Genomic DNA, 24,846 nt, shown 5'->3' with positions numbered 1-24,846 from the left:
GTTACTGTCCGTGTCGGGGGTCATGAGTAGGCTTGCAGCAAGTTATCCGCATCACCCAGAGGAGAACGCATGGAAGTCTGGCCTGGATCGGCCTATCCGCTTGGAGCCACCTTTGACGGGACCGGCACCAACTTCGCGCTGTTCAGCGAGAAGGCCGAGAAAGTGGAGCTGTGCCTCTTCGACGACGACGGCGGGGAAGTCCGCGTAGATGTCACCGAGGTAGACGGCTACGTGTGGCACTGCTACCTGCCGCAAGTCCAACCCGGACAGAAATATGGCTATCGGGTGCACGGACCCTACGACCCCGACGCCGGCCAACGGTTCAACCCCAACAAGCTGTTGCTGGACCCGTACGCCAAGGCCATCCATCGTCAGATCGATTGGGACCCGGCCCTGTTCTCCTACAACATGGGGGACCCGGACTCCCGGAATGACGCTGACTCCGCACCGCACATGATGCTGGGCGTGGTCATCAACCCCTTCTTCGACTGGGACGGCGACAAACTCCTGAAGATTCCGTACCACAAGTCGGTCATCTACGAGGCCCACGTCAAGGGACTTACCCAGCTGCACCCGGAAGTTCCCGAGGAACAGCGCGGAACCTACGCAGGTGTAGCCCACCCCGCAGTCATTTCCCACCTTCAAAAGCTGGGTATTACTGCGATCGAGCTCATGCCCGTGCACCAGTTCGTCAACGATGGCATCCTGCAGGATAAGGGCCCTGAACAACTACTGGGGCTACAACACCATCGGCTTCTTCGCCCCGCACAACAGTTACAGCTCCAAGGGCGATACAGGCCAGCAGGTCCAGGACTTCAAGGCCATGGTGCGTTCCCTGCACAACGCCGGGATCGAAGTCATTTTGGACGTCGTTTACAACCACACGGCCGAGGGCAACCATCTGGGGCCCACGTTGTCCTTCAAGGGCATCGACAACTCCGCGTACTACCGCCTGGTGGAGAACGACCAAAAGTACTACATGGACTACACAGGCACCGGGAACTCATTGAATGTCCGGAGCCCCCATTCACTCCAGCTGCTGATGGACTCGCTCCGCTACTGGGTGACGGAGATGCACGTGGACGGGTTCCGGTTCGATCTCGCGTCCACGCTGGCCCGCGAATTCTATGACGTGGACAAGCTTTCCACCTTCTTCGAACTCATCCAGCAGGACCCTGTTGTGTCCCAAGTGAAGCTCATCGCCGAACCGTGGGATGTTGGTCCGGGTGGATACCAAGTGGGAAACTTCCCGCCCCAATGGACGGAATGGAATGGCCAATACCGGGACACTGTCCGCGACTTCTGGCGGGGAGAGCCCTCCACCCTTGGTGAATTCGCCTCGCGTCTGACAGGCTCCGCCGACCTCTACGAGCACTCGGGTCGCCGGCCCGTGGCCTCGATCAACTTCGTCACTGCCCACGACGGCTTCACGTTGGCCGACCTCGTGTCGTATAACGAGAAACACAACGAGGCCAACGGTGAGGGCAACAACGACGGCGAATCGCACAACCGTTCGTGGAACTGTGGCGTTGAGGGCCCCACGGACGATCCGAAGGTTCTGGGCCTCAGGGCCCGACAACAGAGGAACTTCATCGCCTCGCTTTTCCTGTCACAGGGCGTCCCCATGCTCCTGCACGGCGATGAACTTGGAAGGACGCAGCAGGGTAACAACAACGGTTACTGTCAGGACTCCGAGCTCACTTGGATCAATTGGGATAACGTTGACCAGCCGTTGGTGGAGTTCACGGCTGCTGTTAGCGCCCTGAGGGCCAAACACCCGAGCCTTCGCCGAAGCAGGTTCTTCGATGGACGGCCCGTGCTGCGAGGCGAGGGCGAGCGGCTTCCGGACATCGTATGGCTGGATGCCGATGCCAGCACCATGACGCCCTCGGACTGGGACACCGCGTTGGGCCGTTCTGTTGGCGTGTTCTTGAACGGTGACGGAATCCACGGACGCGACACTCAAGGTCGCCGGATCACCGACGTCAACTTCCTGCTGTACTTCAATGCGGACGAGGACGAGGTTGGGTTCAGGGTGCCGTCGGACGAATATGCCCCTGCCTGGGACGTCATGATCGACACCGGCGGTGAAGGCGCAGATTCAGACGTCGTGAAGGCAGACCAGATCCTGATGATCGCTGCCAAGTCATTGGTAGTGCTTCGTGCCCACAGCACACCCGAGTCCGAGCCGGACCATTCAGTGGCCGCCTCCCTTGCTGCGCTCAGCCAGACAAGCACCCCCGAAACTGCGTCGCTCACGGCACCTGCGGTGAACTCGCTGCCGACAGATTCGTCGGCGAACGCTCGATCACTGGATGCCTCAGAGGCGGGCACCTCTTCCGATGGGGGAGATGCGGCCACTGCGGAATCAAAACCCACCCGGAAGCGCCGTACGTCGAAGAAGGCGGATTCATGAGGACGCCCGTTTCAACGTACAGGCTGCAAATCCGCCGGAGCTTTACGCTTCAGGACGCTGCGGAACTCACCGGGTACCTGCACAACCTCGGGGTTGATTGGGTCTACGTATCCCCGATCCTCACAGCGGAGGAGGGTTCAGACCACGGTTATGACGTCACGGATCCTTCCTCCGTGGATCCGGCCAGGGGCGGAACCGAGGGCCTCGCTGCGTTGTCCAAGGCCGCCCGCTCGAAGGGACTTGGCATCCTCGCGGACATCGTTCCCAACCATATGGGTGTCGCCTCACCAGGACAGAATGCCTGGTGGTGGCAGCTCCTGAAAGAGGGGCGCTCGTCCAAGTACGCAGAAGCGTTCGACGTCGACTGGGACTTTGGTGGCGGAAAGATCCGCATCCCCGTGCTCGGCAGCGATGACGACCTTGAACAACTCACGGTGGTGGACGGCGAACTGCACTACGATCACCGTTTCCCGTTGGCCGAGGGCAGCTTCAGTGCCGGAGACAGCCCACAGGACGTTCATGCGCGGCAGAACTATGAACTCGTGGGCTGGCGCCGCGCGGACGCTGAACTGAACTACCGCCGTTTCTTCGCAGTGAACACGCTGGCAGGCGTGCGCGTCGAGGTTCCGTGGGTCTTCGATGAGGCGCACGAGGAAATCGTGCGGTGGTTCCGGGAAGAGCTGGTGGATGGTCTCAGGATCGATCACCCCGATGGGCTGGCCGATCCGGAAGGGTATCTGGCGAGGCTTCGCAAGGAGACAGGCGGGGCGTACCTCCTGGTGGAGAAGATCCTTGAGCCGGGGGAGAAACTGCCGGAAACCTTTGATTGCGAAGGCACCACAGGGTATGACGCACTGGCGGACGTAGACCGTCTGTTCGTCGACCCCGCAGCAGAGGAATATCTGGATTCCCTCGACGCCCGGCTGCGGGATGCAGCCCAGCCCGCTGACTATGAGGACATGATCCACGGGACCAAACGTCGCATCGCCGATGGCATCCTGAGGTCCGAGATCCTCCGGTTGTCCCGGCTTGTTCCCGAGTCGCCGGAATTGCCGCGCGCCGAGGTAGCCGATGCGCTGGCCGAGATTATTTGTTGGTTCCCCATCTACAGGACCTACCTGCCGCACGGCCAGGAGATTCTGGAAGAAGCCATAGAGCGCGCCGGGCAACACCGGCCCGGGCTCCTGTCTGTGCTGAACGGGTTGCGCCCGCTCCTGGTTGATCCCACCGGGGAACTGGCACGTCGCTTCCAACAGACCTCAGGAATGGTTATGGCGAAGGGCGTGGAGGACACCGCGTTCTTCCGCTACACACGCTTGGGGACGCTAACCGAAGTGGGAGCTGATCCCACTGAATTTGCGCTTTCCCCTGACGGGTTCCATGAGCGCATGGCACGGCGTCAGGCAGAGATCCCGCTTTCCATGACCACGCTGAGCACGCATGACACCAAGCGCAGCGAGGACGCCCGGGCCAGGATTTCGGTCATTTCCGAATCCGTCCCCGAATGGGAACTCTTCCTCGGCACTGTCCAGGAGCTGGCGCCCATCCCGGACGGTCCGCTGGCAGCCCTCGTTTGGCAGTCAATTGCGGGCGCTTGGCCCGCCGACCGTGGGCGCCTCCAATCGTATGCGCTCAAGGCCGCCCGCGAAGCCGGAAATTCGACCAACTGGACCGATCCCAACCTGGACTTCGAGCGTCACTTGGCTGCCGCCGTCGACGCCGTTTTTGACGTCCCTGAGGTCGCTGCCGCATTGGAGAACTTCGTCGAGGAACTGGAACCTTTTGGAACGTCGAACTCACTCTCGGCCAAGCTCATCCAACTGACCATGCCGGGCGTTCCGGATGTCTATCAGGGCACAGAGTTCCGGGACGGTTCATTGACCGACCCCGACAACCGGCGGCCAGTAGACTTTCAAGCCCGGATCGCGGCGCTCGCAGAACTCGATACTGGTGCGCGGCCCGCTTTCACAGAGGAAGCCGCCAAACTGCTGGTGGTATCCAGGGCGCTCAGGTTACGTCGTGACCGGCCGGAACTGTTTGCTGGTTACCAGCCCGTGCACGCGAGCGGCGCCGCCGCTGATCACGTAGTTGCCTTCAACCGTGGGGCGGACGCACCCGGCGTGGTCACCGTTGGCACGCGGCTGCCCAAGCGGCTCGCCCGCGAAGGCGGCTGGCGGGACACGGTTATCGACTTGCCGGTGAACTGTCATGACGAACTGACCGGGACCATCTATGACGCCGGTTCGGTCTCGGTCGCTACGCTGCTGGAGCATTACCCGGTGGCCCTGCTGGTGCCCACTGACTGATCCGCTGAAAACACGAACACCACCAACACCGCCACTGCAACGCAAGCTAAAACAAGCACAGGGGACACGATGCTGGAGCACGCTGCTGGAAAAAACCGCTACGACGTCTGGGCGCCCAACGCCGGGTCAGTGAAACTGCTCGCCGGAGGTAGCGAGCACGCGATGGAACAAATTCACGACGGCGGCGCTACCGGTTGGTGGCGCGCGTCCGCCGAGGTCACCGGCAACGAAGGCGACGCGGTAGCGTACGGCTACATCGTGGACGGCGAGGGACCCTTTCCCGATCCACGCTCAAGGCGACAGCCGGACGGGGTGCATGGGCTGTCGGCCACCTTCGATCCTGCCGCTTACCACTGGGGGGATGGCGAGTGGAAGGGGCGCAGCCTCAAGGGATCCGTCATCTACGAGCTCCACCTGGGCACGTTCACTCCCGAAGGCACACTTGACGCTGCCGCCCGGAAACTGGACTATTTGGTCGACTTGGGCGTCGACTTCATCGAACTGCTGCCGGTCAACGCATTCAACGGAGTTCACAACTGGGGTTACGACGGCGTGCTTTGGTACGCCATCCACGAGCCCTACGGTGGCCCCGAGGCCTATCAACGGTTCGTCGACGCCGCCCACGCCGCTGGCTTGGGGGTCATCCAGGACGTTGTCTATAACCATCTTGGACCCAGCGGCAACTACCTTCCCAAATTTGGCCCCTACCTGAAATCGGGGGAGGGGAACACCTGGGGCGATTCGGTAAACCTCGATGGCCCGGGCTCTGATGAGGTTCGCCGGTACATTCTGGAGAATGCGGCGATGTGGCTCCGTGACTATCACGTAGACGGGCTCAGGCTGGACGCCGTGCACGCCCTGCGCGACGAACGTGCCGTGCACATCCTTGAGGACTTTGGCGCGCTGGGGGACCAGATCGAGGCGGAGTCCGGCATTCCGCGGACGCTCATCGCGGAATCGGACCTGAACAATCCGCGCCTGATCTATCCCCGCAAGGACAACGGTTATGGCTTGGAAGGCCAATGGAGCGACGACTTCCACCACGCCCTCCACGTGAACCTTATCGGTGAAACCACCGGATACTACGCCGACTTCGAGTCCCTCGCTGTCCTCGCCAAGGTCCTCGAGCACGGCTTCCTCCACGATGGCAGTTACTCAAGTTTCCGGGGACGCCACCACGGCCGGCCGATCCGGCACGACCTCGCGCATCCTTCCGCATTGGTGGTTTGCCTGCAGAACCACGACCAAATCGGCAACCGCGCCACCGGTGACAGGCTCACGGCATCACTGTCATTTGGTCGGTTGGCGATCGGCGCAGTGCTGACCATGACATCGCCCTTCACGCCCATGCTCTTCATGGGCGAGGAATTTGGGGCTTCCACGCCGTGGCAGTTCTTCACCTCCCACCCCGAACCGGAATTGGGGGAGGCCACAGCGAAGGGCCGGATCAAGGAATTCGAACGGATGGGCTGGGACCCTGCCGTTGTGCCGGACCCCCAGGACCCCGAAACTTTCAAGCGTTCAAAGCTGGACTGGAGCGAGCCAAGCATCGGGGACCACGCACGCCTGCTGCGGCTGTATCGGGATTTAGCACAGCTGCGCCGCAATACGCCGGAGCTTGTGAACGGTGGTTTCGGCGAGACCACGGTGGAGTTCGACGACGACGAGCACTGGCTGGAGTTGACCCGTGGTGCCATCCGCGTGGTGTGCAACTTTGGAGACGAGCCGTTGGATTCGCCTATGGCTGGGTCCCTGCTGCTGGCAACCGACACCGAAGTAGCTCTCGACGACGGTTCGCTGACCCTGCCCGGTGGGAGCGCCGCCGTCGTGCGCGTCCAGCAAGGCGAGCAGTGAAAAGGGTGACGGCGCCCACATTGCGGACAGCCCGAACGCGGTGATCTGTGCAGTGGCAGGATGGTACGTATGACTTATTCGGCTGCGGAAAACCGCTACGAAACCATGCCCTACCGCCGCGTCGGACGCAGTGGGCTCAAGCTCCCCGCTATCTCGCTGGGCCTTTGGCACAACTTCGGCGACGACAAGCGGTTCGACGAACAGCGCGCCATCCTGCGCCGTGCCTTCGATCTGGGCGTCAACCACTTCGACCTCGCCAACAACTATGGCCCGCCGGACGGATCGGCGGAAACGAACTTCGGACGCCACCTAAAGGAAGACTTCAAGCCGTACCGTGACGAGCTCGTCATATCCACCAAGGCCGGCTACTACATGTGGCCGGGTCCCTATGGTGAATGGGGATCCCGCAAGTACCTGATTTCCAGCCTTGACCAGTCCCTGCAGCGCATGGGCCTGGACTATGTGGACATCTTCTACAGCCACCGTCCGGATCCTGAGACTCCGTTGGAGGAAACAATGGGGGCGCTGGACTACGCGGTCCGGTCCGGCAAAGCCTTGTACGCAGGTATCTCTTCCTACACCCCCGAGCAAACACTCGAGGCAGCCCGGATCCTGAAGGAGCTCGGCACGCCTCTGCTGATCCACCAGCCCAGCTACTCCATGCTGAACCGGTGGACCGAGAATGGCTCGCCGAACCTCTACGAGGCACTGGACCAGGTGGGCGCCGGCTCCATCGCCTTCTCGCCTCTTGCCCAGGGGATGCTAACCAACCGCTACCTCAACGGTGTTCCGGCGGACTCGCGGGCCGCCAAGGAACGGTTCCTCTCCGAATCCGCCTTGACGGAGGACAAACTGGACCGCGTTCGGGGACTCAACGCTATCGCCGAGGGCCGTGGACAAACCCTTGCGCAGATGGCCATTGCCTGGGTTCTCCGGGACCAGCCGAAGGGCTCTCCCGTAACATCCGCACTTGTTGGAGCGTCCAGCGTTTCGCAGCTTGAAGACACGCTGAGCGCCATCAACAACCTGAAGTTCTCCACTGATGAGCTGACAGCGATCGATGAGTTCGCCGTCGAATCCGACATCAATCTGTGGGCGCAGGAGTAAACCCAGGGGAAAGACATAAAACAGGAGGGGCCGGCGGGAACAAAGCCGGCCCCTTCTCTGTTGGCTACAATGCAAGTGTGCGCCAACTGGCGCCGTGCCAATCAGTCGTGCTCTGAGCTCAGTCAGAGTTTGCGCCTGGCACCTGAGGTTTAGTTCTCAAAAGGAGTTCCGTGTCTTCACATCCGATTCGTGTTGCCATTGTCGGCGTAGGAAACTGCGCCGCATCGCTGGTCCAAGGTGTTCAGTACTATCGCGACGCTGACCCCAAGGCCACGATTCCGGGTCTGATGCACGTCGAGTTCGGCCAGTACCACGTCAACGATGTTCAGTTCGTTGCTGCTTTCGACGTCGATAGCAAGAAGGTTGGACTGGACCTTGCCGACGCCATCGGCGCCAGCGAAAACAACACCATCAAGATCGCCGACGTCCCTGCCACCGGAGTCACCGTTCAGCGTGGACATACCCTTGACGGCCTGGGCAAGTACTACCGCGAGACCATCGTCGAAGCTCCCGAGGAGGACGTCGACATCGTTGCTGCCCTCCGTGAAGCCAACGTAGACGTCATGGTTTGCTACCTGCCCGTTGGTTCGGAGCAGGCTGCCAAGTTCTACGCCCAGTGCGCCATCGACGCTGGCGTGGCTTTCGTCAATGCTCTGCCCGTCTTCATCGCCGGCACCAAGGAGTGGGCTGACAAGTTCACTGCGGCCGGTGTTCCGATTGTGGGCGACGACATCAAGAGCCAGATCGGTGCCACCATTACCCACCGCGTGATGGCCAAGCTGTTCGAGGACCGCGGCGTCACGTTGGACCGCACGTACCAGTTGAATGTTGGCGGCAACATGGACTTCAAGAACATGCTTGAGCGCGATCGTCTCGAATCCAAGAAGATCTCCAAGACGCAGGCCGTCACCTCCAACGTTGAGGCAGACCTTCACGCTGACGACGTCCACATCGGGCCGTCCGACTATGTTGCCTGGCTTGACGACCGCAAGTGGGCCTTCGTCCGCCTTGAGGGCCGCAACTTCGGTGATGCTCCCGTTTCCCTCGAATACAAGCTCGAAGTATGGGATTCCCCGAACTCCGCTGGTGTGATCATCGACGCCATCCGCGCGGCCAAGATTGGCCTGGATCGCGGCATCGGCGGCCCGCTGCTCTCCGCGTCCAGCTACTTCATGAAGTCCCCGCCGGAGCAGTTCAACGACGACATCGCCCGCGACAAGGTGGAAGCCTTCATCCGCGGCGATATCGAGCGCTAAACCGCAACAGCACAAGCAACGCGGGGTCACTTACGGCCGATGATTGACCATCGGATGGGCCGTAAGTGACCCCGCGTTGCTTTTAAGGAGGTCAGAAGAGGCCAGTGGGGTTGCCGTCGGGACCGATGTCCATGCGCATGGCGGCCGGTTCTTTGGGCAGCCCGGGCATGGTCATGACGGCTCCGGTCAGGGCGACTATGAAGCCCGCACCCGTCTTGGGAATGAGTTCGCGCACGTGTACCCGGAATCCCTTTGGCGCCCCGAGCTTGGACGCATCGTCGGTGAATGAGTATTGCGTCTTGGCCATGCAGACGGGCAACCCGCCCCACCCATTCTTTTGGATGTCCACCAGCCGCTTCTGTGCCGGGACGGAAAATTCCACTCCGTCGGCGCCGTAGATCTCCTGCACGATGGTCCGGATCTTGTCCTCCACAGAAAGTTCCAGTGGGTACAAGTGGTGGAAATTTGACGGCCCTTGCACTGCCGCTGCCACCTTGGCCGCGAGTTCATCCCCACCGTCGCCTCCTCCGCCGCGGCCCCCAGACATCGGCGACGGCGGCTTCCACGCCTTCCGCTGCGCACCAGTTCAGCAGCCACTGAAGTTCTTCGTCGGTGTCGGTGGCGAACCTGTTGATGGCAACGACCGGCGAAATGCCGAACTTGGCGACATTGCCAACATGTCGTTTGAGGTTTTCCACTCCGGCGGCTACGGCGTCCACGTTGGGTTCGCTGAGTTTGTCCTTTGGAACTCCGCCTTGCATCTTGAGCGCACGGATTGTGGCCACAACAACGACGGCGGACGGCGCCACGTCAGCGATGCGCGACTTGATGTCCATGTACTTTTCGGCACCCAGGTCCGCGCCGAATCCTGCCTCGGTGACCACGATGTCTGCCAGTTGCTGTGCAGTCCGCGTTGCGATGATGGAGTTGCACCCGTGGGCGATGTTGGCGAAAGGGCCACCGTGTACCAGTGCCGGTGTCCCGGCGATGGTCTGGACAAGGTTTGGCTTGATGGCATCCTTCAAGAGCAATGTCAGGGCACCTTCGACACCAAGATCCGCAACAGTTACCGGTTGGCGGTCGAAGGTGTAGCCGAAGGTGATCCGGCCCAAGCGCGCTCGGAGGTCGTCCAGGTCCGAGGCCAGGCAGAATACGGCCATGATTTCGGAGGCCACGGTGATGTCGAAGCCATCTTGCCGGGGTACGCCCTGGGCAGGGCCGCCGAGCCCGATAATGATTTCCCGTAAGGAGCGGTCGTTCATGTCGATAACGCGTTTGAACGTCATGCGGCGGGGGTCGATTCCGAGGTGGTTGCCTTGGAAGATGTGGTTGTCCACGAGTGCCATGAGGGCGTTGTTGGCCGAGGTGACGGCGTGGAAGTCGCCGGTGAAGTGGAGGTTGATATCGTCCATGGGCAATACCTGGGAGTATCCACCTCCGGTTGCTCCGCCCTTCATGCCAAGAATGGGTCCAAGTGACGGTTCGCGCAGCGCGATCATCACTTTGTGGCCGGCGCGTGCAAGGGAATCGGCCAGACCGACTGTGGTTGTCGATTTTCCTTCGCCGGCGGGGGTGGGGGACATGGCTGAAACGAGGACTACCTTGCCGGGCGCCTTGCCCTCGGGGAGCACAAGCTTGGCCGGAGTGATCTTGGCTTTGTAAGGCCCATAGTGTTCCAGTGCGTCCACGTTGATGCCCGCGCGTCGCGCAATTTCTTCGATGGGCAGGATGGTGGCTTTGTGGGCTATCTCAAGATCGCTCAGGCCCTTGTTTTCAGACATCGTTGTCCTTCGGCTTAGTGCTTACGCTGTGTGGGCTGACGCTCGGCGCCCTGCCTACGCTGTGCGCGACAATCTATCAGGCGCCAGCCAGTAACCGCGTGAGGTTCACCGCCCGGGGACCAGCAGGCCGCCAACAGACTCGCGATAGCTTTCCAAGGTGATCGCAGCAGTCCGCTGCCAGCCAAAGGATTCGGCGTGGGTCGCGGCCAAACGGCCCATGTCCTCGCGTGTCTGTACGTCGTCGTACAAATCCTCAAGGGCATCAGCCCAGTCGGAAGGATCGTGACCATCTACCAGGATGCCCGTCCGGCCATCGGAAATTGCGCGTGAGAGCCCACCAACGTTGGTGGCCACTACGGGGGTGCCGCACGCTTGTGCTTCCAAGGCCACGAGTCCGAATGACTCGCTGAACGAGGGCATCACCACGACGTCGGCGGAGCGGAACCAGCTGGCGAGCTCGGGCGCTACAACGGGCGGGCGATGCGTGACGACGTCGGCCAGCCCGGCCTCCTCGATGATGTGCTGCAGGTTGAAGTCCTTGGCGCCGCTGAGTGAGCCCAGAATGGTCATTTCCAGATCGATGTCAGGCCTGTGCTTCCGCAGGAGACCAGCCGCTTTGACGAAGACCTGGGGACCCTTAAGCCGTTGGATCCGGCCTGCGAAGAGTATGTGGAAACTGTCCGGCCTCACATCCCGCTGGGCGCGCGACTTGCGACGGAAGGATGGCGTGAATACTTTCAGGTCCACGCCCGGAGGTGCGACGTCAATCTTGTCGATGTCGGCTCCGTAGTGGGAGACAAGCTCTTCTGCCTCGGCTGGAGTATTGGCGATGAGGCGGGCGGCACCATCAACAATCCGCTGCTCGCCGTCTTCCCGACGCCGCGGTTCGGGCCGCTCGCCGGACTCGAGAACAAGATTCTTGACCTTGGCCATGGTGTGCATGGTGTGGACCAGCGGAACGCCCCAGAGCTCGGACAATTCCAGTCCGGCAACCCCGGACACCCAGTAATGGGAATGGATGATGTCGTAGCGGCCGTGGGGTTGCTGCTGCCGGATCCGATCGATCTCCTCCACCATCTGGTGGAGCAGGGCAGGTAATTCTTCCTTGGGGACTTTCCGCCGGGGTCCGGCCATCACGTTGTGGACGCATACGCCGGGTCCGGGATGCTCGACGGCGGCCTGGCCGGCTTTGGTGGAACGGGTGAAGATCTCCACCTCCACACCGGACTCGGCCAGTGCCATGGCCAAAGCCCGCACATAGACGTTCATTCCACCAGCGTCTCCGGCCCCTGGCTGTTCCATGGGGGAGGTGTGCAGTGAAAGGAATGCCACCCTACGGATCAATGGCACACTTTCCTCCTTGCCGTGAAGCCAACTTGTGAAGGCAAACCACTTTTGCCCTGCAGAAAACACTACTCCTGAAGCCGGGCACTACATGGCGCCAATCCCGGCTATGTGGACAAGGCTGCTAGCGTGTGCGCTGTGAGCCAAGAAACCCTTTTCGACATCCGCCCAGCCACGCCCGAAGATTGGCCCGGCATCTGGTCCGTCATGGAGCCGATCCTCCGTCAGGGGGAGACCTTCACCTGGGACCGCGACACAACTGAAGAAGCTGCCCGTGCCAAGTGGATGAAGGAAGCGCCCGGCCAAACGTTCGTGGCCGTGCGCACTGCGGATGGGCCGCACCCGGGAGGCGAGGTGCTGGGCACTGGCGAGTTCCATGCGAACCAGTCCGGTGGCGGCAGCCATGTGGCGAACGCCGGGTATATGGTGAGCTCCAGGCATTCGGGCCAGGGAATTGCACGGGCGCTGTGTGCCTACTCGTTAAAGGAAGCCAAAGCGGCAGGATTCCGCTCCATGCAATTCAACGCTGTGGTGGAGAGCAACGTCAGGGCAGTGTGGTTGTGGCAATCCATGGGATTCCGCATCCTGGCCACGGTGCCCGAGGCCTTCGACCACCCTGAAATTGGGTACGTCGGCCTGCACGTGATGTACCGGAAGCTCTAGAAATCACTTCCAGAGTCCGCGCAGTTCCGGGAAGGCTGCCTCGTAGCCGTCAAGGAGTTGGGCGCCCAGCGAGGCCGAGCCGACCAGGGGGTGCGCAGCAAAGGCTTGCAATGCAGCCTCCCTGTCACCGTCCCGGACAGCCCTGATCGTCAGCCGTTCCACTTCCTTGACGTGTTGCATCAAGGTGAGGAACTGGCCTCCGGGCCGTTCCTGCGCAAGCGGCAGGGCGCCGTCGGGTGTTACCTCGCAGGGAACTTCGACGACGGCGTCCTCCGGCAGCCCGGGCACGGCGACTTCCGCCTCATGTGCCGAAGAGCCGGCGACGGGTGAATTGGGCACATTGAGGATCAGCTGCGCCGTCCCGCCTCCGGATAGAGCCCGCATCACGGATAAAGCCACACGCTCATAGCCGCCCCCGGCGAGGTCTTCCTCGTCGCGGTGCTCCCCGTGAGTGCGGGCCTCGGCCAGGTAGCCTTCCTCGCGGGAGCGCCGGGCCGCATCCCACATGGCGTAGGCGTTTGAGGCTTCCACAAGGGATGGGTAGAGCGAGCTCTGTTGCTGGTGGATGGACGCCCCACGCGTTTCGCGTTGCTTCAGGATGGCTTCCGTCGCCTGTTCGGTTTGGTAGTAGTAGTAAAGGTATTCATTGGGCAGGCAACCGAGTTTCTCCAGAATGTGCTGGCCGAACAAACGCCCTTCTTCCAGCTTTTCGAGCGCCCCACGATCCGACAACAGCTCCGGCAGCAGATCCCGGCCGTCGGGTGCCAGCTTGTAAAGCCAGCCGAGGTGGTTCAACCCGACGTAGCCCACGCCGTCGAGCGTTCCTTCTTGAAGGGGTGAACCGGCGGCCCGTGCGGCGCGTTGGACCAGGCCGCCGGCGGAATCGCAGATACCGATCACCTTTCGTCCCAGCTCCGGCACAAGCGCCTCGGTGACCATCCCGGCGGGGTTGGTGAAGTTGATCAGCCACGCATCCGGGCAATAGTGCCGCATTCCCCCGGCGAGCTCCAGCATGTGCGGAATGGAGCGGAGGGCATAGGAGATGCCGCCCGCACCCGTGGTTTCCTGGCCCAGCAAACCGAGATCCAGGGCCACGCGTTCGTCGGCGATCCGTCCTGCCGTTCCGCCCGGGCGGATCGCGGCGAAGACCTTATCGGTGCCGGTGAGTGCCTGCCCCAGATCCGTGGAAATCACGACGGCGGGCCGGGAACCTTCCGGCGTGGGCATATCGCGGAGGACTGCCTGGATGGCGGCGAGACGCGCGGGATCGACGTCGTAGAGCACCACCTCGTGCACCAGTCCCGCGAATGGACCCGTGCATAAGGCACGGTACACAAGGGGTACCCGGAAGCCGCCGCCACCGGCGATCATGAGCCGCATGATCCGAGTCTATGCAGCCCGGAAGGCGCAGCGTAGTGTGCCGTGCATGGACGCAATGCCCCAGCGACGTTTTGATCCCCTTGCCGCCGTGCGCACCGAGGGCGACGGCCAATGCGACCTTCTCCTGGCAGGAACGGTCTTCCAGGACATCATTTTCACCGGACTCCCGCACTCTCCCGAGCCCGGCACTGAAGTGTGGAGCGAAGGCATGGGCAGCTGCCCGGGCGGGGTTGCCAACCAAGCGATCGCCGCGGCCCGGCTTGGCCTGAGGACCAACCTGGCGGCAGCCTTTGGCGACGACGGTTACGGGGATTACAACTGGCAGATCCTTGAAAGCCAGGAGCATGTGGACTTGTCCCTGTCGCGTCGCGTCCCGGGCTGGCACTCGCCGGTTACCGTGTCCATGTGCGTGAACCAGGATCGATCCATGGTCACCCACGGGCACCCCGCGCCGATCAAAGCCTCGGACCTGATCGGAAAGCCACCCAAGGCGCTCGCGGCCGTCGCGGATCTGGGCGAGGAATTGGAACCCTGGATGCTGGCGGCGAAGTCCGCCGGAACCAAACTTTTCGGCGTGGTGGGCTGGGACCCCAGTGGAGAGTGGTCACAGCGAAGGTTGGAGCAACTGGAACATTTTTACGCTTTCCTGCCCAACGCGCCGGAGGCCATGGCGTTCACAGGCAAGACCGATCCGTGGGCGGCGCTCTACTCCTTGGCCGATCGCGTTCCAGTGGCTGTGGTGACGTTGGGCGCGCAGGGGGCTATGGCCGTGGACTCGGAGACGGGCGAAGAGGAATGGGTGCCATCGCTGCCCGTGTCCGCGTACGATCCCACCGGCGCCGGCGATTGTTTCGGGGCGGCCTTCATTGTGGGGTGCCTGGCAGGATGGCGATTGGGGGACCGCCTGCGGTTCGCGAACCTCTGTGCCTCGCTGGCTGTCCAACAAGTCGGTGGGTCGTTGGCAGCGCCTGGCTGGGGCGACATCGCGGACTGGTGGCAGCGTGCCAACGCGCGGAAGGAACGCCAATCGAGCCAGTGGCTGCGGCGCTTCGCCTTCCTTGAACCGATCGTGAAGGACATCCCCGCTGAAGCACAGCGACGCGCCCGCGCCACGATCGCGCACTTGTCCGATGCCCAGTAGGAACGGGGGGAATTGAACCCCCGTTCCCCGGCACCACTAGAATCTCTAGGGTGACTTACGAAGCAGCTGCAGATATCGGGATCGGGTCCAAGGCCTCCATAGCAAAGTCAGCGGTTCTTGAGCGTTCCGCCGTGATCGATCTTGATGCCGTGCGGCACAACGTTCGCCAGTTTGTCGCGATCGCCTCCCCGGCCTCCGTGATGGCTGTGGTGAAGGCTGATGCTTATGGCCATGGCGTGGTTCAGGTTGCACGTGCAGCCCTCGACGCCGGAGCGGCCTGGCTGGGCGTCGCCCACATTTCAGAGGCGCTCGCCTTGCGCGCAGCGGGCATAGACGCACCGTTGTTGGCGTGGCTGCACACCCGTGAAAGCAACTTCCAAGCCGCAGTTGCCGCCGGCATCGACGTCGGGATTTCCGGTTGGGAACTCGACGCCGTGGTGGCGGCCGCCCGCGAACAGGAGCGTCCCGCGCGGGTCCATTTGAAGGTGGACACAGGGCTGGGCCGGAACGGCTGCCCTATCGCCGAATGGGACCAGTTGGTGGGCCAGGCCATGGAATACCAGGACGAGGGCCTGCTTCGGGTTGTGGGCATTTTCTCCCACCTTGCGGTGGCCGACGAACCGCACCGGCCCGAAACGGACCAGCAGTTGGCGGTTTTCCGTGACGCACTCGCCATCGCTGAGGATGCCGGCGTCGATACCGAGGTCAGGCACATCGCCAACACTCCCGCTGCGCTGTCCCGGCCGGATTCGCACTTCGACCTCATCCGCGTGGGGCTCGGCATCTACGGGTTGTCGCCCTTCGAAGGAGTCACCTCCGCCGAACTTGGCCTGCACGCTGCCATGAGCGTCCGCACACTCCTCTCCAACTGCAAAAAGGTCCCGGAGGGGCAAGGCGTTTCCTACGGCCTGAAGTACCACACCAGCCAGGAGAGCACGCTGGGCCTGGTTCCCCTGGGCTACGCCGACGGGGTCCCGCGCATCGCCACGGGCGGTCCGGTTCGCGTTAACGGCGTCACCTACCCTGTGGTGGGCCAGATCGCGATGGACCAGATGGTGATTGATCTTGGACCGCTCACCCCTGAAGAAGCGGCCGGGCTTAAGGGCAGCGAAGCCGTGATGTTCGGCGACGGTGCCGATGGCGGCCCCACCGCCGATGACTGGGCGGCGGCAGCGGGAACCATCAACTATGAGATCGTGACCCGCATTAGTCCGCGGGTGCCCCGCAGTTACGTCAACGAGGTTCCGGCGCTGCCGGAGGTACACCAGGGCACCCAGGCAGCATCGGAATCGGCGACGCTATGAACGAACCACTGCTCGAACCCAGCGAACCATTGAAAGGCGGCGAACCATTCTGGGAACGCAGCCTGAAGGTCACGACGGCGGAACAAACCCACGCGCTCGGTGCAGCACTGGGCGGGGTGCTTGAGGCGGGAGATCTCCTTGTCCTGACCGGAGAGCTGGGTGCGGGGAAGACGACCTTCACCCAGGGGCTGGGAGAGGGCCTGGGCGTACGTGCCGGGATCATCTCGCCTACGTTCGTGCTGGTTCGGATCCACCCAAACCTTCCGGATGGCCCACGCCCCGGTGGACCGGACCTGGTCCACGTCGACGCCTACAGGCTGGAATCAGCTGCTGAGATCGATGACATTGATCTCGAGAACACCATGGACTCGTCCGTCACCGTGGTGGAGTGGGGGAGGGACCGGGTTGAGCACCTCTCGGACAGCCGCCTGGAAGTGGACCTTCACCGGTCTGTGGGTGCCGAAGGCGTTGTGCCGGCTATCCATGTCGAGGACAGCGGCACGGTCCTGGACTTTGACACTGATGACGACGACGAACCACGCACCATCATTTTCCGCGGTTTTGGCCCACGCTGGGCCGAGGCGCCGAAGCTTCTTGAAACCACGATCTCCGAAGGAGGCCACTGATGCTGATCCTGGCTATCGACACCTCGGCAGTGGCCAGTGCTGCGCTGATTTCGGATGTTGCCATGGAAGGCGTGGTGGATTCCTTTTCCACCGAGGACACCCGAAGCCATGCCGAAGTCCTTGCGCCGGGCATCGGGAAGCTGCTGGCCGGTGCCGGCGTTACCGGCGCGGACATTGACGTGATAGTCACAGGCGTGGGCCCCGGACCGTTTACCGGGCTGCGCTCAGGTATTGCCACCGCACGGACCCTGGCTTTCGTCTGGAACAAGCCGCTGTATGGGTTGATGAGCCTTGATGCGATCGCCCTCGAAGTAGCGGAGTCCACTGCGGCTGTTCCCGAATTCCTGGTGGCCACTGACGCGCGGCGCAAAGAGGTCTACTGGGCGCGGTACGTCCTTGAGGAAGGCCAGCTTCCCCAGCTCATCGACGGGCCGCATGTGGGTTTCGCCTCGGACTTACCGGACCTGCCCGTGTTTGGGGCCGGCGCTGGACTATACGCCGACGTCCTCTGTGCCGACGAAGACTTTGCCGAGGCCCCAACCGGACGCGGCGTCCCTTGGCCAGCTCGCGCTTGCCAGAATAACGGCGGGGCAGGAGCTCTTGGACTCCACACCTTTGTACTTGCGCGAATCGGACGCCCAGGTGCCGGGTCCCAGGAAGCGTGCCCTGTGATGGAAGTGGACCGATGAAACTCCCACCCAAACTGGAGCTCGCAGGAGTTTCCCTGCGCGACATGACCGAGGCTGATGTACCGGCCGTCGAAGCCTTGGAACGTCGACTGTTCCCCGTGGATGCCTGGCCCCTGCAGATGTTCTTCGACGAGTTGTCACAGCCGGAGACGCGCCGCTACGTGGTGGCCCAGGTTGAGGGCCAGATCGTGGCCTACGCCGGCTTGATGTGCATTGAGCCGATCGCGGACGTCCAGACGATCGCCGTCGTTCCTGAATTCGAAGGCAAAGGCATCGGTTCTGCCATCCTGACCGAGCTGATCGAGGAGGCGCGGCGGCGTCACGCGGCGGACGTCCTCCTGGAGGTGCGCGCGGACAACCCCCGTGCACAGCAGCTGTATCTGCGTTTCGGATTCGAACAGATCCATGTCCGGCCGCGGTATTACCGGGACGGTACGGATGCGTTGATCATGCGCCTGCCCCTGAATAACCCATGACACTGAACACGTCACATTCCACAGAAGGAGCCAACGCGTGAGCGGCCCTTATCCAGAACAGCCGAAGCAGCCGTTGGTGCTGGGCATCGAATCGTCCTGTGACGAAACCGGCGTCGGAATCGTGCGCGGTACAACGCTGCTGACCAACACGGTGTCCTCCTCCATGGACGAGCACGTGCGCTTTGGTGGTGTCATCCCCGAGATCGCTTCGCGTGCCCATCTGGATGCCTTTGTCCCCACGCTTCAGGAAGCGCTGCATGAAGCCGGGGTGACTCTGGAGGACATCGACGCCATCGCTGTCACATCCGGGCCGGGCCTGGCGGGCGCCCTCATGGTTGGTGTCTGCGCCGCGAAGGCCCTGGCCGTCGCTACGGGCAAGCCGCTCTACGCGATCAACCACCTGGTAGCGCACGTTGGCGTGGGGCTGTTGGATTCAAGGCCCGACGCCGGTGCTGCCGCCGGCCTGGGTGCCGGCCACTTGCCGCAGAACCTCGGTGCACTCCTGGTTTCCGGTGGCCACACGGAGATCCTCCGTATCCGCAGCATCACAGATGACGTGGAGCTCCTTGGTTCCACCATCGATGACGCCGCCGGTGAAGCCTACGACAAAGTGGCCCGGATCCTGGGCCTTGGCTACCCCGGTGGGCCCGCCATCGACAAGCTGGCACGCCAAGGCAACCCGAAGTCCATCCGCTTTCCGCGCGGCCTCACCCAGCCCAAATACATGGGCACCGCGGAGGAGAAAGGACCCCACCGCTACGACTGGTCCTTCAGCGGCCTTAAAACCGCGGTGGCCCGGTGCGTGGAGCAATTCGAAGCCCGCGGGGAAGAAGTACCCGTAGCCGATATCGCAGCGGCATTCCAGGAGGCCGTGGTGGACGTCATCAGTTCAAAGGCGGTCCTGGCCTGCAGGGAGCACGGCATTACCGACGTGCTCCTTGGTGGAGGTGTTGCTGCCAACTCGAGGCTGCGCGAATTGACCGGCCAACGGTGTGTATCGGCGGGCATCAAGCTGCACGTGCCGCCACTGGATCTCTGCACGGACAACGGTGCCATGGTGGCAGCCCTCGGTGCTCAACTGGTCATGGCCGGAATCGGGCCCAGCGGAATAGCGTTCGCGCCGGATTCCTCCATGCCCGTTACTACGGTGTCGGTGGCTGCGTAACTCCACCCAACTATGCGTCGGGGCCTTTACGCATCTGCTGTACGAGGTCCATGACCACTGCCTGCAGGTCCCCGTTGTGTTCGGCGGCCACGCGGCGCTGGCGCTGGTAGCTGGCGCCGCGTTCAATGATCTTCATGACGTCGGCCAGTTCCTCAGAGCACCCGAGCTTGGCTGCCACGGGTTCCAAGCGTGCGACGGTTTCTGCGAGGTGCTCGGTGACCAACTGCTCGTTGCCCTTGGCATCGAGGATGATGATGGCTTCCATGCCGTAGCGCGCTGCACGCCACTTGTTCTCTTGGACGTGCCAGGGCGGCATGGTGGGGATGCTCCCGCCGGCGTCGAGGATGGAGGAGAACTCGTCCACGAGGCACTGTGTGAGTGCGGCGATGGCGCCCACTTCCTCAAGGGTGGCGAGGCCATCGCAAATGCGCATCTCGATAGTGCCCAGGTTGTAAACAGGCCGGATGTCCCAGCGGATCTCGGAAATGGCGTCGATGACACCTGTGGTGAACATGTCCTGGACATAGGACTCGTATGCTTCCCAGGTTTCGAACTGGAACGGCAGGCCAGCGGTGGGGAGCTGTTGGAACATGAGGGCCCGCTGGGATGCGTAGCCGGTTTCTTCGCCGGCCCAGAAGGGGCTGGAGGCGGACAGTGCCTGGAAGTGCGGGAAGTAGTTGACCAGGCCGTCCAGGATGGGGAGTACTTTGTCCCGGCGATCGATGCCTACGTGGACGTGGACACCATAGATGACCATTTGGCGTCCCCACCATTGGGTCCGCTCGATCAGCTTGGCGTAACGCTCCTTGTCGGTGACCGGCTGGAGCAGGGGAGGGCTGAACGGATGGCTGCCTGCGCAGAACACCTCCACTCCCATGGGGTCGATGACTTCGCGGACAGCGGCGAGGGAGCGGTTGAGGTCCTCTTTTGCTTCCTTGACCGTTTCGCAGATTCCGGTAACGAGTTCCACCGTGTTCAGGAGCAGTTCGCGCTTGATGTGGGGGTGTTCGTCGTCTTCGTTGAGGTCCGGATGGTTCGCAGCGACACCCTTGAGGACGTCGTTCGCCACTGAAACCAGTTCTCCGGTGCGTGCATTGACGAGCGCCAACTCCCATTCCACACCCAGTGTCGATTGCCTGGATGGCGCAAACTCAATCTGCACGTAGTCCCCTCGTTGCTTGTTTCTGCTGGACTTTCTGCTGGACGCAACCCGCTGCGGGGCCGTCAGCGGTCGGCTCAAGTCTAGTGCAGCCGGAGCATGGCTGATTGCGGACAGGGCGAAGTTAAGCGCCGCGACACATCGCAAGCGAATTGCTAATGAGAATGGTTTTCAATTAGAATCCTTCCATGCACCTCACCGTTGTCAGCTCCCTGGACAGTCAGTGCCGCGAAGCGGCCACCGCCCGGCTTGGTCGAACCCACACGAACTCCGTCGTCGTTCTTCACGACCTCCTGGATGGTTCCTTGGTCATGCGGCGCGTCTACAGGGGAGGCCAGCTGTTTGAGCGTGAAACGACCGTTCTGGAACACGGTTGCCTCAGCTGTACGGTCAAGCTGGATGTCGTACCGACGGCGGAGCGCCTCGCCGCTTGCGGGTTCGACCACGTGGTCCTGGGCCTGCCACCCGGCGTCCCGGCAGGGATGGCAGTCGCGGAACTCCGGCGCGGCCTCACCCAGCCTGCCGTCATGGACAACGCCATCCTGGCCTTGGACCCCGTGGATCTCGACGATCACATCTGGGACCGGCACACCCTCTTTGAATCCGGCTTCACATCGATGCCGGAGGATGAACGGACCAGCGGCGAGTTCCTGATCGGCGAGTTCGGGCAGGTGGATACTGTCATGTTGCACCCGGGCTTGGGAGCGGAATTGTCCGGAAATCCCCGTGTGGGATCCGAAGAATGGGTGACTGGCGTGGAGCTGCTCGGGCAGCTGGCACCACACGCTGCAGCAATCGGTGCGGCCGATGACTTCAGATCGGGCTGCTTCGACGACGCCGAAGCGGCCGCACGTACCCGGCCCGGAGTGGTCTGCGTGCCTTTGGATGATTCTCCCGGTTCCTTCCGAACGGTCCTCCATAAGGCCGGGCGGCCGCTGCACCCCGGCCGTTTCCGTGAAGCACTTCCCCAACTCGCGGCCGGAACCCACTGGCTCCGCGGACGCTTGTGGATCGCCTCGGCTGCCAAGATCCGGATTGCGGTACAGGGAATTGGTCCCCGGGTGTGGCTTGAGAGCACCGGAACCTGGCTGGCGGACGCACCTGCCGCAGGTCGCAGAGGCAAGGTGGGAGCCGACGTCGACGCCGTCCTTGACTGGCACCCGAATTACGGCGACCGCGGAACGGTCCTGGCCATTACCGGACGCTCCGAGGACATCGACCCCCAGGAAATCCGCGCCCTCCTGGAGGGCTGCCAATTAACAGAGGCCGAGATGGAACTCGACTTTGGTGTCTGGGAGGATCCCCTGGAACTTAGCGAAGCATTTTAGCCAGCCACCCCAAAAACCAACCACCAACAACAAGGAGAAAAACCATGAAGGTCAGGAACTCACTGCGTGCTCTCAAGAAGATTCCGGGCGCACAGATCGTCCGACGCCGTGGGCGCACGTTCGTCATCAACAAGAACAACCCGCGAATGAAGGCCCGCCAGGGCTAACGGCGCGGAAGCGCAAAGGGCCCGTTGTTTAATGGGTGAATGCCAATCCTGAACAAAGACATGTCCCTGTGCATTTCGCTCGCGGCCCGGCCCAGCAACATTGGGACCAGGTTCCACAATTATTTGTACGACCTGCTCGGACTGAACTTTGTCTACAAGGCATTCGCCCCGGCGGACATCACTCTTGCAGTGGCTGGCATCCGCGGCCTCCCCATCAGGGGAGCCGCGGTTTCCATGCCCTACAAGGAAGCGGTCATCCCGCTCGTGGACGTGATGGATCCCTCGGCAAAGGCCATCGACTCGGTCAACACGATTGTCAACAACGACGGCGTCCTGACCGCATACAACACCGACTACATCGCCATTGCCCGCCTGCTGAAGGACCATAAAGTACCCAGCAGCCACACCGTGCTGCTGCGAGGAGCCGGAGGAATGGCAAAAGCGGTGGCCGCAGCCCTCCGCGATGCAGGCTTTACGTCCGTGACCATCGTTGCCCGCAACGAAATCACAGGACGTGCGCTCGCGGACCTTTACGGTTTCGCCTGGCAGGACGACGTCAACGGATCCACGGCGGACCTGATCATCAATGTCACGCCCCTGGGCATGGCTGGTGCGGACGAAAGGGCGCAGTCCTTTGACGACGCAACCATTGCGGCGGCAAAGATAGTGTTCGACGTCGTCGCCCTACCCTCCGAGACGCCCCTCATCACGGCTGCCCGGCAGGCAGGCAAGCCGGTGATCACTGGAGCGGAAGTGATTGCCATCCAGGCGGAGGAGCAGTTCGTCCTGTACACGGGCGTCCGCCCGAGTGCTGACCAGGTCCGTGAGGCCTCGGAATTCTCCCGACGCTGACGCGGACTAGAACGTCACGGGCTCCACCGCTACGGCCACTCTTTCCTCGCCAATCCTGGTGAGGACCAGGGTGGCCGTTTTCGCGGGCTTGGTGTCGCGCTTGGATGGAAGTAGTTGTTTCCGCAGTTCTTCGGGAGTGACAGCGGTGCCGCGCTTCTTGATGTCCAGCACCGAGATGCCGTTCGCTTTGACCCAGGCTTTGAGGGCTTTGACGTTGTATGGCATGACCTCCAGCACCCTGTAAGCCTTGGCAAAAGGCGAGTCATGGAGTTCCGGGGCGCAGATGTAGGCGATATGTTCATCCACCAGGTGCCCGCCCAGGCGTTCTGCGACGTCGGCCACCAGGCCTGCGCGGATGACCGCACCGTCAGGTTCGTAGAGGAACCCCTCAACCGGCCCGACGGCGGCTACCGGGCCGCCGTCGAAATCCTCACCGCTGGTGAGCTCGGCAGCGCCCTGGGAGCCGATGACAAGTGCCGCGCGCCGGATCCCGGGGCGGGCCACGGCGTTGAACCACAGGGTGACCTCCGTGACGTCGCCACCTACGGAGACCCACTGCGCTTCACAGTTCGCCGGAACCGAGTCGTGGGGCATGCCAGGACCCATCTTGACGCCGACCGCACGGCCGGCTGCGGCCAGGCCTTCAACGAACGACAACGGGGGAGAGAATGCTTCCGGATCCCAGATCCGCTTTGTCCCGGACGTCGAGGTTGTGCGCCGTGCGGGATCCAGCCACACGCCGTCGATCCCGTCCAGTTCCACTGACGTGGCATCCGAATGCACCACTGTGGCGTGCGGGAAGGGCATGAGGTTGATCGTGGCGCAGGCCGCGGTGGTTTCATCCATCTCCACCGCGGTCACGGCAATGTCCATCGAGGCCAAGGCCATGGAGTCGGCTCCAAGACCGCAGCCAAGGTCTGCTACGTGGGAAATGCCGGCCTTGGCAAAACGCTCGGCGTGCCGGGCCGCGACGTTGAGGCGCGTCGCCTGCTCGAGTCCGGCCTGGGTGAACAGCATCTGGCGGGCGAACTCGCCGAACTTGGCCTCGGCGCGGGTTCGGAGCCGGGACTGCGTGAGTACAGCGGCCACCAGCTCAGGGGGGTGGCCAGCCTTTCGAAGATCGGCGTTCATGCTGAACGCATCGGCTTCGCGGTACGGCCCCAGCGAGGCAAGGAGTTCCCATCCTTCAGTGGTCAGCAAGGGTGCGATCTGTTCCTGCGGTGCATGAGACATGGGATCAAGCCTAACGGGGCGCGCCTTGACGCCGTGAGTTGGGAATCAGCCCGATAGGGTTGTTTTCATGGAAGACAACGCAGCTCCGCAGCCCTCCGACACGAACAACCCGGGCGGGAACCGCCCCGCTGCCCCGGGAGCTTCAGAGCATTCCGCCGGCCGGTCCCTTGTGGCGTTTGCCCGTCCTGCCTTGATCGCGGGGGCCGTGATCGCGGTAATCTGCGTTGCCCTGCTGATCGTCATCTTCGTCCTGGACTCATTCAACGCAGCTGCCTACTCCGTCACAGGCAAGAGCGTGAACGACGCTACTGATGAAGCCCGCGATATCCGGGACCTCTACAGCGGGGCCCGCATTGGCGGGATTATCGCCCTGGTGATTTCCGGCGTCGTGGCCCTGGCAGCCGCCGTCGTGCTGTATTTGAATCGCGGATCGGCACCTGTGGATGAGGATGACGACGGCGAAGACTACGATCTGGATGACCTCACCGGGCGGTAACGGGAGTTCACCAACGACGAAATTCTGGCACTCACCTTGACCGAGTGCTAACGCTTACATAGAGTCTTGTTAGCACTCTCCCCCGGAGGGTGCTAATCACGCC

Annotated in this window: 18 protein-coding genes and 3 pseudogenes; 16 read left to right on the top strand and 5 right to left on the bottom strand. The window is 62.6% G+C overall.

Annotated elements, in window-relative coordinates; genetic code table 11:
* The first annotated feature begins 69 nt into the window (after window positions 1-69).
* The 5 genes and pseudogenes from glgX to LDP01_RS07620 all read left to right on the top strand — a co-directional run bounded on the left by glgX (window position 70) and on the right by LDP01_RS07620 (window position 8,939).
* A pseudogene (glgX, locus tag LDP01_RS07640) lies at window positions 70-2,416 on the top strand (glycogen debranching protein GlgX).
* Window positions 2,413-4,722 (top strand): malto-oligosyltrehalose synthase, encoded by a 2,310-nt coding sequence (gene treY / locus LDP01_RS07635; RefSeq protein ID WP_224088288.1) that lies wholly within the window; start codon window positions 2,413-2,415, stop codon window positions 4,720-4,722. Before glgX ends, treY begins: the two are co-directional and overlap by 4 nt.
* Window positions 4,723-4,791: 69 nt before the next feature.
* Window positions 4,792-6,576: a malto-oligosyltrehalose trehalohydrolase gene (gene treZ, locus LDP01_RS07630; RefSeq protein WP_224088287.1), complete on the top strand. Its 1,785-nt coding sequence runs from the start codon at window positions 4,792-4,794 to the stop codon at window positions 6,574-6,576.
* A 69-nt stretch (window positions 6,577-6,645) separates the two neighbouring features.
* The gene (mgrA, locus tag LDP01_RS07625; RefSeq protein WP_224088286.1) at window positions 6,646-7,683 is read left to right on the top strand and encodes an L-glyceraldehyde 3-phosphate reductase; all 1,038 of its coding nucleotides are present in this window, start codon (window positions 6,646-6,648) and stop codon (window positions 7,681-7,683) included.
* A 170-nt stretch (window positions 7,684-7,853) separates the two neighbouring features.
* The gene (locus tag LDP01_RS07620) at window positions 7,854-8,939 is read left to right on the top strand and encodes an inositol-3-phosphate synthase (RefSeq protein WP_224088285.1); all 1,086 of its coding nucleotides are present in this window, start codon (window positions 7,854-7,856) and stop codon (window positions 8,937-8,939) included.
* A gap of 91 nt (window positions 8,940-9,030) precedes the next feature.
* On the opposite strand, the pseudogene LDP01_RS07615 reads toward LDP01_RS07620, so the two are convergent.
* Together LDP01_RS07615 and mshA are read right to left on the bottom strand one after the other, a co-directional pair.
* Window positions 9,031-10,720: pseudogene (locus LDP01_RS07615) on the bottom strand (formate--tetrahydrofolate ligase).
* A gap of 105 nt (window positions 10,721-10,825) precedes the next feature.
* Window positions 10,826-12,070, bottom strand: a complete 1,245-nt coding sequence (gene mshA / locus LDP01_RS07610; protein ID WP_224088284.1) for a D-inositol-3-phosphate glycosyltransferase — start codon at window positions 12,068-12,070, stop codon at window positions 10,826-10,828.
* Between the two features lie 123 nt (window positions 12,071-12,193).
* On the opposite strand from mshA, the gene LDP01_RS07605 reads away from it, so the two are divergent.
* On the top strand, window positions 12,194-12,727 hold the full coding sequence (locus LDP01_RS07605; protein ID WP_224088283.1) for a GNAT family N-acetyltransferase: 534 nt from the start codon (window positions 12,194-12,196) through the stop codon (window positions 12,725-12,727).
* 3 nt (window positions 12,728-12,730) lie between these two features.
* On the opposite strand, the gene LDP01_RS07600 is transcribed toward LDP01_RS07605, so the two are convergent.
* Window positions 12,731-14,107, bottom strand: coding sequence for a 6-phospho-beta-glucosidase (locus LDP01_RS07600; protein WP_224088281.1), 1,377 nt, complete (start codon window positions 14,105-14,107; stop codon window positions 12,731-12,733).
* A 46-nt stretch (window positions 14,108-14,153) separates the two neighbouring features.
* Here LDP01_RS07600 and LDP01_RS07595 point away from each other — a divergent pair, with 46 nt between their 5' ends.
* From LDP01_RS07595 to tsaD, 6 genes and pseudogenes are all read left to right on the top strand, one after another.
* Window positions 14,154-15,248 carry a carbohydrate kinase family protein gene (locus tag LDP01_RS07595; RefSeq protein WP_224088279.1) on the top strand — a complete coding sequence of 365 codons (1,095 nt, stop codon included), beginning with the start codon at window positions 14,154-14,156 and terminating at the stop codon, window positions 15,246-15,248.
* Window positions 15,249-15,298: 50 nt separating this feature from the next.
* The gene (gene alr, locus LDP01_RS07590) at window positions 15,299-16,552 is read left to right on the top strand and encodes an alanine racemase (RefSeq protein ID WP_224088277.1); all 1,254 of its coding nucleotides are present in this window, start codon (window positions 15,299-15,301) and stop codon (window positions 16,550-16,552) included.
* Entirely contained in the window at window positions 16,549-17,178 is a 630-nt protein-coding gene (tsaE, locus tag LDP01_RS07585) for a tRNA (adenosine(37)-N6)-threonylcarbamoyltransferase complex ATPase subunit type 1 TsaE (protein WP_224088275.1), read from the top strand. The genes alr and tsaE overlap by 4 nt, the downstream gene beginning before the upstream one ends.
* Window positions 17,178-17,850: pseudogene (gene tsaB / locus LDP01_RS07580) on the top strand (tRNA (adenosine(37)-N6)-threonylcarbamoyltransferase complex dimerization subunit type 1 TsaB). The gene tsaE and the pseudogene tsaB overlap by 1 nt, the downstream one beginning before the upstream one ends.
* Before the next feature lie 13 nt (window positions 17,851-17,863).
* Window positions 17,864-18,343: a ribosomal protein S18-alanine N-acetyltransferase gene (gene rimI / locus LDP01_RS07575; RefSeq protein WP_224088273.1), complete on the top strand. Its 480-nt coding sequence runs from the start codon at window positions 17,864-17,866 to the stop codon at window positions 18,341-18,343.
* A gap of 37 nt (window positions 18,344-18,380) precedes the next feature.
* Window positions 18,381-19,508, top strand: a complete 1,128-nt coding sequence (gene tsaD, locus LDP01_RS07570) for a tRNA (adenosine(37)-N6)-threonylcarbamoyltransferase complex transferase subunit TsaD (protein WP_224088272.1) — start codon at window positions 18,381-18,383, stop codon at window positions 19,506-19,508.
* A gap of 10 nt (window positions 19,509-19,518) precedes the next feature.
* Here tsaD and LDP01_RS07565 read toward each other — a convergent pair whose 3' ends face one another.
* Window positions 19,519-20,670, bottom strand: a complete 1,152-nt coding sequence (locus LDP01_RS07565) for a glutamate--cysteine ligase (protein ID WP_224088271.1) — start codon at window positions 20,668-20,670, stop codon at window positions 19,519-19,521.
* A 185-nt stretch (window positions 20,671-20,855) separates the two neighbouring features.
* Between LDP01_RS07565 and LDP01_RS07560 the strand changes: the two genes are divergently transcribed.
* The 3 genes from LDP01_RS07560 to LDP01_RS07550 are packed head-to-tail and all read left to right on the top strand — an operon-like array spanning window position 20,856 to window position 23,014.
* The gene (locus LDP01_RS07560) at window positions 20,856-21,995 is read left to right on the top strand and encodes a CobW family GTP-binding protein (RefSeq protein ID WP_224088270.1); all 1,140 of its coding nucleotides are present in this window, start codon (window positions 20,856-20,858) and stop codon (window positions 21,993-21,995) included.
* Window positions 21,996-22,039: 44 nt separating this feature from the next.
* Window positions 22,040-22,162, top strand: a complete 123-nt coding sequence (gene ykgO / locus LDP01_RS07555; protein ID WP_011775528.1) for a type B 50S ribosomal protein L36 — start codon at window positions 22,040-22,042, stop codon at window positions 22,160-22,162.
* Between the two features lie 39 nt (window positions 22,163-22,201).
* Complete coding sequence (locus LDP01_RS07550; protein ID WP_224088269.1) at window positions 22,202-23,014, top strand: shikimate 5-dehydrogenase; 813 nt, start codon at window positions 22,202-22,204, stop codon at window positions 23,012-23,014.
* 6 nt (window positions 23,015-23,020) lie between these two features.
* Here LDP01_RS07550 and LDP01_RS07545 read toward each other — a convergent pair whose 3' ends face one another.
* Complete coding sequence (locus LDP01_RS07545; RefSeq protein WP_224088268.1) at window positions 23,021-24,247, bottom strand: THUMP-like domain-containing protein; 1,227 nt, start codon at window positions 24,245-24,247, stop codon at window positions 23,021-23,023.
* 67 nt (window positions 24,248-24,314) lie between these two features.
* On the opposite strand from LDP01_RS07545, the gene LDP01_RS07540 reads away from it, so the two are divergent.
* Window positions 24,315-24,743, top strand: coding sequence for a hypothetical protein (locus LDP01_RS07540; protein ID WP_224088267.1), 429 nt, complete (start codon window positions 24,315-24,317; stop codon window positions 24,741-24,743).
* Window positions 24,744-24,846: the final 103 nt, after the last annotated feature.

It is taken from the genome of Arthrobacter sp. StoSoilB13, assembly GCF_019977255.1.
Taxonomy (GTDB): domain Bacteria; phylum Actinomycetota; class Actinomycetes; order Actinomycetales; family Micrococcaceae; genus Arthrobacter.
This window is presented reverse-complemented; position numbering and strand designations above follow the sequence as displayed.